General features: G+C 57.8%; 18 protein-coding genes. 12 read left to right on the top strand and 6 right to left on the bottom strand.

All coding sequences use genetic code 11. From position 1 onward, the window contains the following. Positions 1 to 128: 128 nt before the first annotated feature. Complete coding sequence (locus K2Q04_RS19485; protein ID WP_291166629.1) at positions 129 to 992, top strand: GGDEF domain-containing protein; 864 nt, start codon at positions 129 to 131, stop codon at positions 990 to 992. Positions 993 to 1,024: 32 nt separating this feature from the next. On the opposite strand, the gene K2Q04_RS19480 is transcribed toward K2Q04_RS19485, so the two are convergent. Continuing rightward, on the bottom strand, positions 1,025 to 1,891 hold the full coding sequence (locus K2Q04_RS19480; protein WP_291166627.1) for a PilZ domain-containing protein: 867 nt from the start codon (positions 1,889 to 1,891) through the stop codon (positions 1,025 to 1,027). A gap of 56 nt (positions 1,892 to 1,947) precedes the next feature. Further along, positions 1,948 to 4,095 carry an EAL domain-containing protein gene (locus tag K2Q04_RS19475; protein ID WP_291166625.1) on the bottom strand — a complete coding sequence of 716 codons (2,148 nt, stop codon included), beginning with the start codon at positions 4,093 to 4,095 and terminating at the stop codon, positions 1,948 to 1,950. A gap of 250 nt (positions 4,096 to 4,345) precedes the next feature. Here K2Q04_RS19475 and K2Q04_RS19470 point away from each other — a divergent pair, with 250 nt between their 5' ends. From K2Q04_RS19470 to K2Q04_RS19420, 11 genes are all read left to right on the top strand, one after another. Next, the gene (locus tag K2Q04_RS19470) at positions 4,346 to 4,780 is read left to right on the top strand and encodes a PilZ domain-containing protein (RefSeq protein WP_366935772.1); all 435 of its coding nucleotides are present in this window, start codon (positions 4,346 to 4,348) and stop codon (positions 4,778 to 4,780) included. Between the two features lie 705 nt (positions 4,781 to 5,485). Further along, positions 5,486 to 7,633, top strand: coding sequence for a methyl-accepting chemotaxis protein (locus K2Q04_RS19465; RefSeq protein ID WP_291166623.1), 2,148 nt, complete (start codon positions 5,486 to 5,488; stop codon positions 7,631 to 7,633). Next, on the top strand, positions 7,633 to 8,055 hold the full coding sequence (locus K2Q04_RS19460) for an STAS domain-containing protein (protein ID WP_291166621.1): 423 nt from the start codon (positions 7,633 to 7,635) through the stop codon (positions 8,053 to 8,055). Before K2Q04_RS19465 ends, K2Q04_RS19460 begins: the two co-directional genes overlap by 1 nt. Then, complete coding sequence (locus tag K2Q04_RS19455; RefSeq protein ID WP_291166619.1) at positions 8,052 to 8,417, top strand: response regulator; 366 nt, start codon at positions 8,052 to 8,054, stop codon at positions 8,415 to 8,417. Before K2Q04_RS19460 ends, K2Q04_RS19455 begins: the two co-directional genes overlap by 4 nt. 23 nt (positions 8,418 to 8,440) lie before the next feature. After that, a complete protein-coding gene (locus tag K2Q04_RS19450) occupies positions 8,441 to 10,609 on the top strand; it encodes a chemotaxis protein CheA (RefSeq protein WP_291166617.1) in 2,169 nt (722 codons plus the stop codon). 5 nt (positions 10,610 to 10,614) lie between these two features. Further along, positions 10,615 to 11,082: a chemotaxis protein CheW gene (locus K2Q04_RS19445; protein WP_291166615.1), complete on the top strand. Its 468-nt coding sequence runs from the start codon at positions 10,615 to 10,617 to the stop codon at positions 11,080 to 11,082. After that, the gene (locus tag K2Q04_RS19440; protein ID WP_291166613.1) at positions 11,079 to 11,972 is read left to right on the top strand and encodes a protein-glutamate O-methyltransferase CheR; all 894 of its coding nucleotides are present in this window, start codon (positions 11,079 to 11,081) and stop codon (positions 11,970 to 11,972) included. The genes K2Q04_RS19445 and K2Q04_RS19440 overlap by 4 nt, the downstream gene beginning before the upstream one ends. After that, positions 11,969 to 13,012, top strand: a complete 1,044-nt coding sequence (locus tag K2Q04_RS19435; protein WP_291166611.1) for a chemotaxis response regulator protein-glutamate methylesterase — start codon at positions 11,969 to 11,971, stop codon at positions 13,010 to 13,012. Before K2Q04_RS19440 ends, K2Q04_RS19435 begins: the two co-directional genes overlap by 4 nt. Positions 13,013 to 13,024: 12 nt before the next feature. Beyond that, positions 13,025 to 13,414 carry a response regulator gene (locus tag K2Q04_RS19430; RefSeq protein WP_092868557.1) on the top strand — a complete coding sequence of 130 codons (390 nt, stop codon included), beginning with the start codon at positions 13,025 to 13,027 and terminating at the stop codon, positions 13,412 to 13,414. Continuing rightward, positions 13,411 to 13,956 carry a chemotaxis protein CheD gene (locus K2Q04_RS19425; RefSeq protein WP_291166608.1) on the top strand — a complete coding sequence of 182 codons (546 nt, stop codon included), beginning with the start codon at positions 13,411 to 13,413 and terminating at the stop codon, positions 13,954 to 13,956. Before K2Q04_RS19430 ends, K2Q04_RS19425 begins: the two co-directional genes overlap by 4 nt. Positions 13,957 to 13,982: 26 nt before the next feature. After that, positions 13,983 to 14,393, top strand: a complete 411-nt coding sequence (locus K2Q04_RS19420) for a hypothetical protein (RefSeq protein WP_291166606.1) — start codon at positions 13,983 to 13,985, stop codon at positions 14,391 to 14,393. A gap of 5 nt (positions 14,394 to 14,398) precedes the next feature. Here K2Q04_RS19420 and K2Q04_RS19415 read toward each other — a convergent pair whose 3' ends face one another. The 4 genes from K2Q04_RS19415 to K2Q04_RS19400 are packed head-to-tail and all read right to left on the bottom strand — an operon-like array spanning position 14,399 to position 16,274. Next, the gene (locus K2Q04_RS19415; protein WP_291166603.1) at positions 14,399 to 14,962 is read right to left on the bottom strand and encodes a hypothetical protein; all 564 of its coding nucleotides are present in this window, start codon (positions 14,960 to 14,962) and stop codon (positions 14,399 to 14,401) included. After that, on the bottom strand, positions 14,946 to 15,413 hold the full coding sequence (locus tag K2Q04_RS19410; protein ID WP_291166601.1) for a flagellar basal body-associated protein FliL: 468 nt from the start codon (positions 15,411 to 15,413) through the stop codon (positions 14,946 to 14,948). The genes K2Q04_RS19415 and K2Q04_RS19410 overlap by 17 nt, the downstream gene beginning before the upstream one ends. Beyond that, a complete protein-coding gene (locus K2Q04_RS19405; protein ID WP_291166599.1) occupies positions 15,410 to 15,907 on the bottom strand; it encodes a hypothetical protein in 498 nt (165 codons plus the stop codon). The genes K2Q04_RS19410 and K2Q04_RS19405 overlap by 4 nt, the downstream gene beginning before the upstream one ends. 1 nt (position 15,908) lies before the next feature. After that, positions 15,909 to 16,274, bottom strand: a complete 366-nt coding sequence (locus K2Q04_RS19400; protein ID WP_291166597.1) for a rod-binding protein — start codon at positions 16,272 to 16,274, stop codon at positions 15,909 to 15,911. Positions 16,275 to 16,295: the final 21 nt, after the last annotated feature.

Below are 16,295 nucleotides of genomic sequence, written 5' to 3'. Positions count from 1 at the left end.
CCGCGATATCGAGCTGGTCGGACGTTTCTTGGCAAATTGCTGAAGTGGATTCGCGAGGCCGCATCGTGCGGCTAGGTTCTCATCCGTTTGCTCTAGCCACCTTGTTTGGAGTTGTCGCAGCGGGATGCATGTCCTTCGCTTGGGGGGCCCTCCAGTTCTTCCGCGGCGGAATTGCTGCGGATCGTCAAATTGACGAGCGACTGTCGGAGCGTCTCGAAAAAGTCGGACAGGAACTGGACGACGAAGTCTTTTCAGTGATGCGCCTACTGAAGGAGCATCTCGAGCTGAGTGGATCGCATTCCGACTCCCTGACGAAGGTTAGCAACACGCTCGTAGCGTCGACGTCGCCCGAACGCGTCCGTTCGATAATCCAGATGCTGATCAGCGAGAACAAGAAAGTTCAGAATGAAGTGCGTGATCTCAATACGCGCTTACAGCAATCGCAGCAGCAGATCGAAAAGTTAAGGATCAGCCTCAGCGATAGCCACAAATTGGGAATGCTTGATGCCGTCACGTCGCTGAAGAACCGGCACTGGTTGGAGATCCACCTTCCGAAAGAGGTTGACACCGCCAATGAAACGAAGGGCGCACTCTCGTTGATCATGGCCGACGTCGATCATTTCAAGCGGATCAACGACTCGTTCGGGCATGCCGTGGGCGACGAGATATTGAGGCGCTTCGCCGAGCTTCTCTCGAAAAACATCAAGGGCCGCGATACGGCCGCTCGCTATGGCGGAGAAGAGTTCATTATCCTTTTGCCGCAAACCAGACTTGAAGGCGCGAAGAACCTCGGCGAACAGATCCGGGGCGAGCTTGAAAGCAAGAAATGGATGCACCACAGAACGGGGCAGCCAATCGGTAAGGTCACCGCGTCCTTCGGCGTTGCAGAATTACGTCCTGGCGAAGATTGCTACGCGCTCTTGGATCGTGCCGACTCCAAGCTTTACGAAGCAAAGGCGGCAGGCCGCAATCGTATTATCGCCGACGAATAGAGCGCCCGCCGCAAATCTCTAAATACGAACGCTCAACGTGCTATCAACGGGTCGCCGTCGGCCAATGGCTCATCGAATTGTACGCTGACCCGCTTGTTTCGGGCCCAGACGACAGTCCCCTTCAACTTTTGACCGCTGCGAAGTTCGATGAGAACCCGCTCCTTCAATGCGAGGTCCCGCTCGCAATCCAGGCCGATGCCGCTCTTCGAGATATCGCGTGCAAATGCAATGGAGCTGCCACCTTTGTCGCTGATCTTGCACGGTTGCAGCAGGACATATCTCGGTGTCTTGCGACGTTGTGGCAAAACAGGGATGGCGGCTTCGCCAAATTGATTGACGCAACTGTACGAGCCCGACTGCGCTTCCTGCAAGAATTTGCTGAGAATGAGCGCGTTTCCGGTGTAGATGCCGTTGAAACGCCAGCGTGTCTCAGGTTCAAGTCGGCGTACCGCAATTTTGCAGTCTTCCGCCAGCTTCCGCCACAGCGCTGTAATTTGCTCCAGCTTCGCGAGCGATATGCCTGAGCCGGCAAAGGCGCCGGCCTGGTCTATAAGCGGCATCGCGAGCTTCTTGGCGTCCAACAGATCGAAATAGATCTTGCTGATCGAAGCGGCGAGCTCGCCGGAAATTCCGATCTCCTGCCACGCCCGTAGTGCGACATTGATAATTGGCGGCTCGACGGGGACCAAGTTGCTGCATGATCGAAGTATCCATGTGCGTCCGAGAGCAAGCGCTGCATTCATGCAAGCCGCGATGCCCCCGATCTGCAGTGCCGTCCAATGAAATTCACAGATGAGCGCTTCGAAAAGCGCATTGCCTTCATCCGGTTCGTCGGAAATCCGCGTTTGCGGTAACGACGACCGCCGTGGTTCCGAAATCTTAAGCAGCGTCCTCAGCACAGGTCGGTTCTCTCGAATAAGATCGAAGTCGTTGGACGCACGGAGTACAAAGGTCTTCAGAGAGGCTTGGAGAATAGCGTGCGAAGCTTTGCGGCGGGCACCGCCCGCGAAAAGAGAAAGCCTTGCGCCTCTACGCACCCTTCGGCCCGCAAACGATCAAGCTGTTGTTCGGTTTCGACGCCTTCGCCGACGCTTGTCATGCCGAGATTGTAGCCGAGTTGGATAATGGATCGCCGCAGCGTCGCGGAGCGCTTGACGTTCGCGACGGCAGAGACGAACGAGCGATCGATTTTGATTTTATCGAACGGAAAGCTCTGCAGATAGCTGAGTGACGAGAAGCCCGTCCCAAAGTCATCGATCGCAAATCGGACGCCCATTTTGCGCAGACGCTCGAGTGTGTCCGATGCAACATCCCGATCTTTCATGAGGAGCGTCTCAGTAATCTCGAGGATGAGACGCGAGAGGGGAAGCCCTCGGCACGCGTTCGTGACCTTCTCCACGAGATCCTGGCCGCGGAACTGGGCAGGAGAAATATTGACTGCAACCCAGATGTCGTCAGGCCAGAGGCTCGCCTCGGCGCATGCTGTTTTCAGCACCCAATCGCCGATCTGACCAATCAACCCGCATTCTTCGGCGATCGGAATGAATTCGGACGCCGGAATGAGCCCCCTTACCGGATGCGACCAGCGTATCAATGCCTCGCAGCCGACGATCTTGCGCGTTTTGACGTTCACGATCGGCTGATAGTGAAGCTCGAACTTGCTGTTCGCGATCGCCTCGCGCAGCCCCATGATGATTTGGTGCCGCGTCTGCAATCGTTCATGCATCGAGTGTTCGAAGAAACCGAATGTGCCTCTGCCGACCGATTTGGTCCGGTAAAGGGCCATGTCCGCATTCATCATCAGTTGGCCGACTTCGATGCCGTCGGACGGTGCGACGGCAATGCCGATGCTTGTTCCGATCGAGACCGTATTCTCTTCGAGAACGAATGGCTCTGCGAAGGCGGCGATGATCCGCTTTGCAAGAGCCTCGATTTCTTCGATTGATCGGGGGGCCATTTGAATGATTGCGAATTCATCGCCGCCGAGCCGCGCGACGGTATCGGTTTCTCGGATCTCGGCCCGAAGCCTTTCAGCCACGGCGATCAACAGAGAATCTCCGATAGGATGACCAAGCGTGTCGTTGACGGACTTGAACCGGTCGAGATCCAGACAATGCAGCGCCAAGGATGACCCGTTCTGTACCTGCTTTAGACCGACCCGGATGCGTTCCTGGAAAAGTGCGCGGTTCGGCAGGCCCGTCAGAACATCTTGGTGCGCAAGCCGCCCGATAGTTTCCTGATACCGCTTCCGCTCCGTCACATCGAGGTGGGCAGTCACGAACCCGCCGCCGGGCAATGCCGTGCCGCGAATCTCAAGGTAGGTTCCGTTGGGCCGTTGCCGCTCGAAGATATGTGTCTCGCCCTTGCGCGCGCGCTCGAGACGAGTGAGCACCTGTTCCTCGACATCCCCCGGACCGTATTCTCCGCGATTGGCGTTGAAGCGGTAAAGCTCCTCCAGCGTTGGAGGAGCGTTCTCAAAGAGAGAATCCGGATATTCGAGCAGCTCCCGCTGCTTTCTGTTGCAGAGGATTAAGCGAAGGTCGCGGTCGAAGACTGTGAGGCCGCCGGGGAAGCTGTCGACCACGGCCTGCAGCAGGGCGTTGCGTTCCTGGAGTGCCATGTGAAGCGTGACGGCAGTCGTGATGTCGATCTGAAACGACAGGAAGCCCTTGCTCTGGCGATCTCTGCCCTTGAGCGGAACGATGATAGAATCAACCCAATAGAACGAACCGTCTTTCGCCCGATTTTTCACGGGTGCGCGCCAAGTCTCGCCTTTGCGAAGTTTTCCATAGGCGTCAGCCCAGAATTTCTTTGGGTGGTGCTCGGAATTTAGAATCGAATGGTCTTTGCCGACGACTTCTCCAATGCTGTAGCCGCTGATGCGCAAGAACTCGCTGTTCGCATGAAGGATGCGGCCCTCGGGATCCGTGATCGAAACGATACCCACCTGATCAAGAGCGGACACGAAGGCCTTCGCATCCGAGCTGGTGGTGAAATACGGACTGGTCGCATCCTTCTTGCGACCCCCTTTTGCAACAGGAGCGTTATAGGCAAGTCCGTCGAGATTGAAAGCCATGACGCCTTTAACCGATGAGCCTCGCATTGTTCCGCCCCGCTTTTTATACCGGTCGTAGTTGATCCCTTCGGATAGCCCTCGACCGAGAGGCAGCCCTTAATGGCAATTCCGTATTCTAAAACCTTCTTTGGCAATCTAGGTTAGCATTATGCCTCCGTCCCCGACTGGAATCGGTGACGGCCCACCATTCCAACAATTAAACGTAATGTCTTAAGGCGAGATTAGCTCGCTCAGCCGGCGAATCGTATAGAGCTGATATGGTCCGCCAACGGATGAAATGCCTGTAGAACAGAAACGGAATCCACGTACTGCGATCAAGAACCGCACAATTATATGCACCTTATTACGGCTTTGTTTTCTCACGCTGATGTACGGCTTTCGGAGAAGGGTCGTTAACAGAATTAAAATACCGAGAAGAGCTTTGGCAATAGAGCGTTCCCGAGATCTGCGCAAATTTGGCCGGCGGCCGGTATTCAAAGCCGCCGTTATCGAACTTGGCGATGGGCAAAGGCTTTCCGGAACAGTCCTGGATTTATCGGACGGAGGAGCGCGAATTAAACTCCCCGAGCCTCACCGGCTGAATGGCGAATTTTATTTAGAGATCCCGGGTGACGATTTGATTGTGAAATGCAGGCTCATTCGCATTGATGATGCGATAGCCGGTCTTAGCTATGTCAGGCCGCCGAGGCGGCTTTCATGGGTGAGGAAATAGCCGAAGATATCGGGGAAAATAGCGCCACCGAACCGTCCGTGGCGCAATAATAAATGGAAATTAACGTCTGAAATGCACGCGGAAATACAGGCGAGTCAATAAATAGCCCGTGCTGGATTGTTTCAAATAAACACGCAGCGGCGATAGTTTCGTAAACCAATTCGACAGTTTTTCGGACTAATTATCGTGCACAGCTGCTTGATTGGTAAATCATAGGCATGACGCCGCGCAGCTGAGTCGGCAAGATCCGACATGTTCCAGGCTTTTAGAAAAAAGCAGGAACTACCGATGGGGCACGATAATTCGCGGCCGCTTCTTTCGTCAGTCCCGAAAGATCTAACGATCGCCGATCATTTCCACCGATGCAGCCTCCGCTGCTTTGGGGGCGATTGCTCGCGTCAGCTCCCCACTCTTTGAGAGTCTCTGCAACTCGAATTCATCAACGGCATTGCGTGCGCCCGCGCCGACGCCGAATCGCACCGCTAGAAACAAGATCAACGCTCCGAGGAAACAGGTTCAGCTATGGTCATAGGATATATCAATAGCAAATGGTCGATGCCGCGCCGGCTTGCCCTGATATCTGCGGTATTTTTAATTCCATCGCTGATCCAGCTTTACCTCTACACACAAACCCAGCTCGTGCAGATCCGCACGCTTGACCGCGAAATCGATGGGGGCCGGTTGGCTTCGGCGGTTTGAACGAAGATGTCCGCCGATGAAAACTCAGGTTCGGGCAACGGCGAGTTGGCAAAACTCTCGGACATTGCACAAAGTCTCGGAGTGCAGCCGAGCGTAAATGCTCTCGAGAACGCCCGGTCAGGGGACGAACGAGTGCGTCTCGGCGTCGATCTTTTGGATCAGATCGCCAGCTCATCTGGTCTCGCTTCGGATGCCGCGCCGGCCAGTTTCCACGCGCAAGACCTGATTGTGCAGCGCTTGCCGGGAGTAAAGCAGGCGCTACTTGATCTGAAATCCACACTTGATACCGCGGGTCCGGCAGACGACCAGACCAAGCTTGCAATTAATTACGCAGTGTTGCGGAGAACCACGGAGAAGTTCCGCGGCTCGCTGAATAAACTCATGGCGTCTGATGCTTCGAGCGAATCGAAGAATGCGCTCGGCGACACGAGCATCAGGCTTTTGACGACGCTCGATCAGATCGCCGCGAAGGTCAAAGCGGCCGACTATCGGCGGGCCGCGATTGGTAGCGACGTGATTGCATCACTGAGCGACGCCAATAGCCTCGTCGGAGCGTCTGCTGGTCAGGTCAGCGACCTTTTTGAGCGTCTCGCTGAAGATCACGCCAGCGCCGCACGCTCCTCCCTTTACCGGATGCTCGCGCTGCTGATCGCGGCAACCGTCGCTGCGGTTGTCATGGTCGGTCTCATCGCCAAGGGCATTTCGCTCCGGCTTTCGAACCTGGTCCGCGCGATGGATCAAATCAGCCATAAGGATTTGAGCGTAGAAGTCCCGTATCTCGCCGACAGCAACGAAAACGGCATGATCGCGAGTGCGCTCGCACGCTTCAAGGAAGCCGTCATCGAAAATAAGTCGATGACCGACGCCGCCGTCGATGCAGCCAAACAGCAGCAGGAGCAGAGCGAGCACTATGCGAAAGAGCATGAGCGCTTCATGGACGCGTTCACCAGCGCGGCCGAGCGTATAGCGAGCGGCGACTTCACGCATCGGATTACCGAGAAGGTCATCCCGGAGTACGAGGCTATCATCAGCCAGATGAACCTGATGATGGGTCAGCTCGAAGCCGCGCAAGCCTCTAAGATCGAGGCGGAGGGCCAGATCAATGTCGTGGTTCAATCGCTCGGAACCTCGCTGTCGGAACTCGCGCAAGGAAACCTCGAGACCTCGGTATACGCCGACATCGCTCCGGAGTTCGCGAAGCTGAAGACAGACTTCAACTCTGCGGCTTCCCAGCTGAGAAGCACGATCGAGCTCGTGAAAAAAGGTGCCGCCAGCATCAAGCTCGGTACCGAGGAAATATCGCAAGCCTCCGACGATCTTTCGCGGCGCACGGAAAACCAGGCCGCAAGTCTTGAGCAGACGGCAGCTGCCGTTAAGGAGATCACGGATACCGTCAACAAGACGGCTCGCGGTGCTACCCATGCTCGGGAAACGGTGTCGATTGCCAAGGCAGACGCCGAGAAGAGCGGAGAAATCGTTCGCAAAGCAATTTCGGCGATGAACGGCATCGAGAGTTCGTCGAAGCAGATCAGTCAGATCATCGGCGTCATCGACGAGATCGCGTTCCAGACGAACCTGCTCGCTTTGAACGCTGGCGTCGAAGCAGCACGTGCCGGCGACGCTGGCCGAGGCTTCGCGGTCGTCGCATCCGAAGTGCGAGCCCTGGCGCAGCGTTCTGCCGAGGCGGCAAAGGAGATCAAAGGTCTCATTTCTGCTTCGACCGGACAGGTCGCACAGGGAGTTCAGCTCGTCGGTGAGACCGGCTTGGCGTTGACTCGTATCGTGACCCAGGTCGCGGAAATCAACACCATCGTCACGGACATCGCCACCAGCGCCAACGAACAGGCGCACGGACTTGAGCAAGTCAACACGGCCGTCAACGAGATGGATCAGGTCACGCAGCAGAACGCCGCGATGGTCGAAGAAGCGACGGCTGCAACGCAAACGCTCGCTCAACAGACCGAAGATCTCGTTCGCCTCGTAAGCCGCTTCAGCACAGGCGACGAGACGGTCATCGAAATGTCGACCCGGCGCGAACAGCCGAAGTCGCTGCCCCGCCCGCAGCGCGCGCCTGCAAAGTCGAAGATTGCTGCTGCCGGAGGCATGGGCCGGCGCAATGTGGCCTCCTCTGACGCCGGCTGGGAGGAATTTTAATGGCGCGCGCTAAAGCGAAAGCGGGCGCCAACGGTCCCCGTACGAAGAGCGCGGCGCGTAAGACTGCAAAGTCGAACCGTAAGGATGGTGCGGACGTCGCGCAAATAATGGAAGTGGCCGCCGAAACGCCAAGCCCCGTTGAAGACGCCAACCTCGTCCTCCCGGATTCATGCGATTCGTCGTCGGCGGCCGCCCTCAAGGATCTGCTGGTCGCTCGTCGTGGCGCTCCGCTGGTCGTTGACGCGAGTCAAGTGAACCGGGTCGGCGTGCAGGCGTTGCAGGTTTTGATGGCCGCGGCAAACACCTGGCGCGCCGATGGCCAGAGCTATGCGGTGACAAATCCGAGCGCCGCTCTTCTCGACACGATCGCGCTCGTTGGATTGTCGGGCGACCAATTTCTTCTCGAAGGATTTTCCCCATGATGCAAACGATACTAACCGTCGACGATTCCCGGACGATGCGCGACATGCTGAAAATGGCACTCGCAGAAGCGGGCTTCAATGTCGTGCAGGCTGTTGACGGCGTTCATGGCCTGGAGGTGCTTCAGACATCCATGCCGGACGTTATCGTAACCGACATCAACATGCCGAAGATGGATGGTTTCGGACTTATCGAGGCTGTGCGGAAAGATAGCCGCTACCGCAGAGTGCCGATCCTTGTTCTCACCACCGAGAGCGATGCCGCGAAGAAAACGCGCGCGAAGGAAGCTGGTGCGACAGGGTGGATCGTAAAGCCGTTCGAACCGACGAAGCTGATTGCCGCTATCCGCCGTGTCGCCGCCTAATTCGAAATAAAAGAGCATAAACGATGACCGTCGATACGATGGCCGCAATCCGCCAGACGTTCTTCCAGGAGTGCGAAGAGCAACTCTCGGAAATGGAACTCGGCTTGCTTGCAATGGACGAAGGCAACGCCGATTCCGAAACGGTCAATGCCGTCTTCCGCGCAGTCCACTCGATCAAGGGAGGCGCGGGCGCTTTCAAGCTGACGGCGCTCGTGCAATTCGCGCATACGTTCGAAACGGCACTGGATTACGTGCGAAGCGGCAAGCTTCACCCGTCCGCCGATGTAATGAAAGCGATGCTCCGCGCCGCTGACGTTCTGGCCGATCTCGTGGCGGCATCTCGTGACGGCAAGGAAATCGACGAGTCGAGCTACGCGGGCGTCGCTGCAGACGTTAAAGCGCTGACGACAGTCGAAGGCGAGGAAGAAGTCGAGGAAGTCATCGAGTTCCAGCCGACGGTCATAGATTTCGGTCTTCCCGATGTGGCGCCGGAGCCCGCCGCGGCGCCAGTACATGAATATCGTGTCGGCTTCACGCCTCGGCCGGAACTCTACCTCAATGGAAACGAGACGGTACTGATCGTCCGAGAGCTTTCGCGACTGGGCAATGCCGAAGTCAGCTGCGATGTGTCCGCAGTGCCGGATCTCGATACGATCGATCCCAACGGCGCATATCTCTCTTGGAACATCAAGCTTTCATCGGAAGCACCGATCGAGGCCGTTCGCGAGGTGTTCGAATTCGTCGACGGAGAAGCCGAAATCTCAGTCGAAGCCGATGGTCAACCCGAAGTTTCGGACGCAGCTATTGCCGCGCTGTTGGCGCAGGCGCTCGGCAACGCGCCCCCGGCAGAAGCCGAACCGGCCGCGACCGAAACGAATTCTGAAGAACATGTACAACCGGCCCCCGCGCCAGTCGAAGTGATTGCGAGCGAGACATCTGCTGCGCCTCAAGTGGCAGAGGCGTCAAAAGCCGTCGCCGTCCAGACGCAGACGACCATCCGCGTCGAGTTCGATCGTGTCGACCGGCTGATCAATCTCGTCGGCGAGCTTGTTATCAATCAGGCGATGCTGTCTCAGCGCGTCATCGAAGCGAATTTCGCCGGTTCATCATCGGTCATCATCGGTCTCGAAGAACTGGAGCAGCTGACGCGCGAGATACAGGAAAGCGTGATGGCGATCCGCGCGCAGCCTGTTAAGCCGCTCTTTCAGCGCATGTCGCGCATTGTGCGTGAAGTGGCGGATGCCACGGGCAAGCAAGTTCGCCTGAAAACCGACGGCGAAGCGACGGAAGTCGACAAAACCGTCGTGGAGCGTCTGGCGGAGCCGCTGACGCACATGATCCGCAACGCGGTCGATCATGGCATCGAATCGCCCGAGGAGCGCATTGCAGCCGGGAAGTCCCCCGAAGGGAACGTTCGTTTGAGCGCTGCTCACCGTTCGGGCCGGATCGTCATTGAGATTTCGGATGATGGCGCCGGCATCAATCGGCCGAAGGTACGCGCATCCGCGATCAAGAAGGGCCTGATATCGCCCGACGCGCAGCTTTCCGATAGCGATATCGATAATCTTCTCTTCCTACCTGGCTTCTCGACCGCCTCCACCATCTCGAACATCTCAGGCCGCGGCGTCGGCATGGACGTCGTCAAGCGCTCGATCTTGGCACTCGGCGGCCGCATATCGATCTCGTCGCGACCGGGGCTTGGCTCGACGTTCTCGATGAGTCTGCCGCTGACGCTCGCCGTCCTCGACGGCATGGCCGTGTCGGTCGCAGGCCAGACGCTCGTCGTGCCATTGACGGCGATTGTCGAGACATTGAAGCCGAAGAAAGGCGAGATTCATGCCATCGGCGCAGACAGCCGGGTCATGGCCATCCGCAATACTTTCGTACCGCTCATTGATGTCGGAACGCAGATGGGCTTCCGCGACACGCCGGCAGACCCGGAACGCAGCGTGGCGATACTGGTCGAGACCGGCGGCGGCGCGCGCAACGCTCTCTTGGTCGACTCGATCCAGGATCAGCGCCAAGTCGTCATCAAAAGTCTCGAAGCAAACTACGGCACAGTTGAAGGTATCGCGGCCGCCACGATTCTCGGCGATGGCCGCGTAGCACTTATTCTCGACGTGGACGCTTTGGTCACGGGTTCGTTCGAAGAGCAGCTCGGCGGCGACGTGCACTATGGAACTGGAGGATAATGATCATGCAGGACGTCGGTTCATCAGCCAACTCCGCAAACCGCGAGTTCGTCGCTTTCCGCGTGGGAGCGCAGGAATTCTGCATCGACATCATGGGTGTTCGCGAAATCCGTGGTTGGACGCCCGCAACGCCGTTGCCGCACGCCCCCGCTTACGTGCGCGGCGTAATCAACCTGCGCGGCGCAGTTCTTCCGATCGTCGATCTCGCCATGCGGTTTGGTATCGGCCTCACCGAACCGACAGCGAGAAGCGTCATTATCGTCGTGCAGGTCTATCAGCAGGTCGTTGGCCTGCTGGTGGACGCAGTTTCCGACATCCTGACCACTTCCGAAGCCTCCATGCAGCCGACGCCTGACGTCGCGTCGGATCTGGCAAAAACTTTTGTCAAAGGCGTCTATGCTGTTGAAGGCCGCATGATCAGCATCGTCACGCTGGAAAGCGTGCTGCCGATAAGCGCCAAGGCGGCCGCATGACATCGGCATTGGGGAGTTCCTCGTCGCGCGATTCCGGAGCTCTCGTAACAGGTGAGTTCGCGTTTTCGGCCGCAAATTTCCGCGAGATAGCAGACATCGCGAAGGCGGAAGCCGGCATTGACCTGCCGCAGTCGAAGGCGACTCTCGTATATTCGCGGCTTGCAAAGCGTTTGCGGGCGCGAGGGATCGCGACATTTACAGATTACTGCGCAACGGTACGCGCCGATGCAGACGAGCGCGGCAGCATGATCGCAGCGCTAACCACTAATGTGACGCGCTTCTTTCGCGAGCCGCATCACTTCGAGCATTTGCGCACCAAGATCATTGAGCCGCTTGCCGAGCATGCTCGCCGGGGCGATCGCGTCCGGCTTTGGTCGGCTGCGTGCTCGACCGGACAGGAGCCATATTCCATGGCGCTGACGGTGCTCTCGGTCATCCCCAACGCTGCATCGCTCGATGTCCGCATCCTTGCGACTGATCTCAATCCTCACGTCGTCGCGCATGGAAGGAAGGGGGAGTATCAGAAAGAGGAGGTGCGTGATGTGCCGCCGGATCTGCGCTCCAAATGGTTCGAGCCCGTGCCAGGTGACAGCCGCGGCACGATGCTGAAAATCTCCGACGAGGCACGCTCTCTCGTTTCGTTTCGTGAGCTCAATTTGATGGGGACCTGGCCGTTCAGCGGCCCGTTCGATGCGATATTCTGCAGGAACGTCGTCATTTATTTCGACCGCGATACGCAAAGCATGATTTGGAACCGTTTGGCGCGTCTGCTGCGTGACGAGGGCGCGCTGTACATCGGACATTCCGAACGTATGTCCGGACCCGCAGCCGCAATGTTGTCCAGCGATGGCATCACCAGCTATCGCAGGAAGGGCGGCAAGCCATCATGAGAAAAGTTAGAGTTCTCGTCGTCGACGATTCCTCCACCATGCGCGGGCTGATCGCCACAGCGCTGACAAAGGATCCCGATATCGTCGTTGTGGGCGAGGCCGAGGATCCGCTTCAGGCGCGTCAGGCCATCAAGGCGCTCAACCCTGATGTTGTCACGCTCGACGTCGAGATGCCGAATATGAGCGGCCTGGAATTTCTCGAAAAGATCATGCGGCTTCGACCGATGCCGGTCATCATGGTCTCGACCCTGACGAAACGCGGTGCCGAGGAAACGCTTAAGGCTCTCGAGATGGGCGCGATCGACTGCATAGAAAAACCGCGTCCGGGAAATGAGCACAGCTTCGAAGAGCTGCCATACAAGGTCAAGATCGCAGCCTCTGCCCGCGTGAAGCCACTGGTCAGAACGGAAGACAGCCATCGGCAGGCAAGAGGCAGCCAATCGGCACATGAGTCGTATGTGTCTGACGGCCGCGTGCTTGCGATCGGCGCTTCGACTGGTGGCGTTGAAGCTCTTCTGGAACTGCTGTCCGGATTTCCCGAGAATTGTCCGCCGACAGTCATAACTCAGCACATGCCGCCGGCATTCACGCACAGCTTTGCTGACCGTCTCGATAGACTCTGCGCACCGAAGGTTCAGGAAGCGACCGACCGCGCAAAGCTCTTGCCGGGAAACGTTTTTCTCGCGCCGGGAGGAACGCGCCACCTCGAAATCACGCCGGATCTTCGGTGCCGTTTGAAGAGCGGCGAACGTGTCAACGGGCATTGCCCGTCGGTGGACGTGCTCTTCAACTCCGTAGCGCGCTCTTGCAAGGGGAACGCAGTCGGCGTCATCCTGACCGGCATGGGAAAGGACGGCGCGGCGGGCCTGCTCGCAATGCGTCAGGCTGGTGCGAAAACATTCGGCCAAAACGAATCCAGCTGCATCGTCTATGGAATGCCGAAAGCGGCATTCGAAGTCGGTGCCGTTGAAAATCAGCTGTCCCTCGACCGCCTTGCGGCAGCGATAATTGCAGAAACGTCAATGAAGAAGAAACACTAGGAGGCGAAAATCATGCCCTCAATGCAGCAATTGCAGATTCTGGTCGTTGATGACACGTCCGTCAGCCGGGCGCTTCTAACCGACGGTCTTGATCAGATCGGGTTGAAGAACTTCAAAGTCGCCAAAGACGGCGAAGAGGGGCTGAAGATGATGATGACGGCGCCCTGCCATCTCGTCATTTCGGACTACAACATGCCCAAGATCGACGGCATTCAGCTTTTGCGTGCGCTGCGCCAGCATGCGCCCACAAGCAAGGTCGGCTTTATCCTTGTAACGGGTAAGGGCGACAAAGCTCTTATCGACGAAGGCAAGAAGTGGGGCCTCAATAACTTCCTCGCTAAGCCGTTCGCTGTGCCACAGCTCAAAACGTGCATCGAAGCTGTTGTCGGTAAGTTGACATGACGTCCGCCGTAAAGACGGAAAATCGGGTCCACATAATTCAAGGCGAGTTCTTCGTCACCAGCGACCGGAATGTCATGGTGACGACGATCCTCGGGTCTTGCATCGCTGCATGTATTCGCGATCCGCTCGCGGGAGTCGGCGGTATCAACCACTTCCTGCTTCCGGGCAATCTCAACGGTACGTCGGGAGCAGACGAACGCATGGGCGTCCATCTGATGGAAATGCTCGTCAACGGCCTCCTGAAGGCCGGTGGCCGGCGTGATCGGCTGGAGGCGAAATTGTTCGGAGGCGCCCGGACGGTGCGCTCTCACTCCGACATCGGAAAGCACAACGCGGAATTCGCGCAACGCTTTCTGAAAGCCGAAGGTATTTCCTACGTCGGTGGCAGCACCGGCGGTTTACAGGGGCGGCGCATTCAGTATTGGCCGGTTTCAGGACGTGCGCGGCAAATTTTGCTCGCGGGTCCAGCACAAATCGAAAAGCCCGTGCAGATGCCCGCTGCAACTGTCGATGTCAACGCCGGCGAACTCGAACTTTTCTGATCGTTTTTTTGGGGGGACTGGACGAGATGAACGACGGCAATCGACAGCAAGATGGATCGCGGCTCACAGGTGTGCCCGTACCGGAGATCTTGACGACGGTCTCTGAAGAAGTGCGGATGATGTCGGATACCGCCAGCGATCTTCAGGATCTTATCAGCAACCTCGTCGTGGCCGGAGCGTTCGGCGGCTCGCAATCCCTGTACGAGCTGCAAAGTCTCGATAGGCTCTGCCAGAATCTTGGTGCGGTTGCCGACTTTCTCGCTGGCATCTCGAAAAGCTCGTCCCTCGATTGGAAGGTCGACATTGCCGATGCCGCTCACGCGGTAAAGCTCGCCGATCTTTCTGATCGGTTGACCGGGCGGCAGACGGCAAGCGATCCGTCCAATGAAGAGACGGGCGAGTTCGATGATTTCGGCAATTGGCCTATGACGGGCTGACCCGCTTAGGATCCGACGAATTCGCGTGCGGCTGCAAGCGACGCAAAGCGCCGTCGCCCGATAAGCGTATCGATCTCGATGGATCCATCGTCATATTCAAGATATTCGCGGCCAGCGAGCTTTCCGCCAATGACGGGCTTTCGCGGCTCCGGCAGCGGCGGTGGTACCGTTGCGGCAGGCAGCGCAGGCTTGCGTGCGTCGCTAGCAGGTGCTTGCCAGAAATTGAGTTGCTGCCCGATGCGGATCATTGACCCGCGGCGCTCGATGATAGGAGCGAGCTTCATCGTCACCGCAGCGATCAGGATGCTTTGCATGACGGCGAGCGCCATCAGTCGATGAATCCAGATCTCGGGCTCATCGGACAACAGCGCCGAATAGCCGATCGCAAAGATCAGCACCGATAAAAGTCCAAGACCGGCGAATATCGCGAAGGCGGCCATTCCTCCGTGCTGCCGCGCAGTCACCGGCTTGCCGGAAAGCCCGGCGTCGCGTGCTAGCCGAAGTTTGAGCTCGGCGGCTGTTTGGCGGAAAACGGCATCGAAGCCGAAGTTACTATCGATTGCGCTCATTGTTTTTCATCATGTCCGCTTTTGAGAGATAGGTCCAACTATCGATCATGATGTCCTTGATCACATCCCGGCCGAGCCGCTTGTTGGCTCCAGCCGCGATGTTGGCCGCCAGATCTTTGATGGCCTGCTTGCGTCCGGTTCTGATGTCGTTCGGCGTGGTCTCGTAGATCTGCCGAAACGCTTCATCGGCCACGAACACTTCCGGTTGGATAGTGCTGAGTTTTACAAGTTCGGTATCCGCCGTGAACTGCATGCGTGTCACGACATAACCCATGACTTCGCCGTTGGTCAGGATCGGTACGCTGACCATGTGAGTTTTCATCATCTGCAGCTTGGGGCCCGTGTCCTTCGCCGTATCCGTCTTCGCACTGGACTTCCATGAAACGGCGCCATAGACGCCGCCGATCGTGGAGAGACAGGCGATGAATGATAGGACGAGGAGTCGGATCACGTCGGGCTCCGTTGCGGTCCGATGTGACGAGTATAAGTGCCGTCCGATTCCGCGCTCTGGATGGCGAGGGACAGCATCGCCGTGATTTCCTTGACCGCATCGAGGTGAAGGCAAATCTTGCGAAGATTGACGGCGAGCTTGGCGCGGAAGGCCTGAAGCTGCAGATTGAGTTCGTCATCGACGTCGGCCGGTTTCAACCGCCGCATGGCCTGGCTGAGATCGACGAGGCCCTGGCTCTTGCGATCGTTCGAAGCCTTGAGATCGAAGTTTGGCGCTTTGTCCAAAGCAGCGATTTCCTCGTCGAGGCAACTGTCGATACGCTGGATCACCTGGATCACAAGTGCGCGCGCGGCTTCGATGTCGTGCGTAACGGCGCGGCTGGGAATCACCGTCCGTAGACCGCGACCGCTTTGCACAACAGCGCCGGCGCGCGCGACGGCTGCGGACGAAGGTTGTTGAGATCCGGCTTTTGCTTCCGCCGCCGCATTGCTCATTTTACTGTCCTCTGGAACCGTCGGGTTCCGGTTTGATAATCATTTGCGCGATGCCGATCGTTCCCGATTTCGACAGAGTGGTCGCTAAGGTATCCACCATCATTCCCCGCCATACCGTTCCCGCGGTGCCATCGCCGAAGAGAGATTCCGAATCCTTCGGCATGCACTCTTCCAGCATCTGCCGGAGATACATTGCCTCGAACTGTTGGCCGGCTTCCTTGGCCTTGCTCTTCTGCGTCTGTCCGGATTGTTCCTGCGCGGCGGTGGCCCCGACCGATCGAACGTCGGCAGATGGCGTCGGCCGGACTGTCTGTCGGGCGGTCCACATGGCCTGATCGGCGGCAGCTGTGGGCGAAATGATAGGCATAGCTCGTTTCGGTTGCGGAAG

It is taken from the genome of Hyphomicrobium sp., assembly GCF_019753045.1.
Classification (GTDB): domain Bacteria; phylum Pseudomonadota; class Alphaproteobacteria; order Rhizobiales; family Hyphomicrobiaceae; genus Hyphomicrobium_B.
The sequence above is the reverse complement of the archived record's forward strand: the minus strand, read 5'-3'. Positions and strand labels throughout refer to the sequence as shown.

Bases quoted from the DNA above. Each gene is read 5' to 3' on its own strand.
- K2Q04_RS19485 (WP_291166629.1), top strand. From the start codon at position 129: ATGTCCTTCGCTTGGGGGGCCCTCCAGTTCTTCCGCGGCGGAATTGCT.
- K2Q04_RS19475 (WP_291166625.1), bottom strand. From the start codon at position 4,095: ATGCGAGGCTCATCGGTTAAAGGCGTCATGGCTTTCAATCTCGACGGA.
- K2Q04_RS19470 (WP_366935772.1), top strand. From the start codon at position 4,346: ATGCCTGTAGAACAGAAACGGAATCCACGTACTGCGATCAAGAACCGC.
- K2Q04_RS19465 (WP_291166623.1), top strand. From the start codon at position 5,486: ATGTCCGCCGATGAAAACTCAGGTTCGGGCAACGGCGAGTTGGCAAAA.
- K2Q04_RS19460 (WP_291166621.1), top strand. From the start codon at position 7,633: ATGGCGCGCGCTAAAGCGAAAGCGGGCGCCAACGGTCCCCGTACGAAG.
- K2Q04_RS19455 (WP_291166619.1), top strand. From the start codon at position 8,052: ATGATGCAAACGATACTAACCGTCGACGATTCCCGGACGATGCGCGAC.
- K2Q04_RS19450 (WP_291166617.1), top strand. From the start codon at position 8,441: ATGACCGTCGATACGATGGCCGCAATCCGCCAGACGTTCTTCCAGGAG.
- K2Q04_RS19445 (WP_291166615.1), top strand. From the start codon at position 10,615: ATGCAGGACGTCGGTTCATCAGCCAACTCCGCAAACCGCGAGTTCGTC.
- K2Q04_RS19440 (WP_291166613.1), top strand. From the start codon at position 11,079: ATGACATCGGCATTGGGGAGTTCCTCGTCGCGCGATTCCGGAGCTCTC.
- K2Q04_RS19435 (WP_291166611.1), top strand. From the start codon at position 11,969: ATGAGAAAAGTTAGAGTTCTCGTCGTCGACGATTCCTCCACCATGCGC.
- K2Q04_RS19430 (WP_092868557.1), top strand. From the start codon at position 13,025: ATGCCCTCAATGCAGCAATTGCAGATTCTGGTCGTTGATGACACGTCC.
- K2Q04_RS19425 (WP_291166608.1), top strand. From the start codon at position 13,411: ATGACGTCCGCCGTAAAGACGGAAAATCGGGTCCACATAATTCAAGGC.
- K2Q04_RS19420 (WP_291166606.1), top strand. From the start codon at position 13,983: ATGAACGACGGCAATCGACAGCAAGATGGATCGCGGCTCACAGGTGTG.
- K2Q04_RS19415 (WP_291166603.1), bottom strand. From the start codon at position 14,962: ATGAGCGCAATCGATAGTAACTTCGGCTTCGATGCCGTTTTCCGCCAA.
- K2Q04_RS19405 (WP_291166599.1), bottom strand. From the start codon at position 15,907: ATGAGCAATGCGGCGGCGGAAGCAAAAGCCGGATCTCAACAACCTTCG.
- K2Q04_RS19400 (WP_291166597.1), bottom strand. From the start codon at position 16,274: ATGCCTATCATTTCGCCCACAGCTGCCGCCGATCAGGCCATGTGGACC.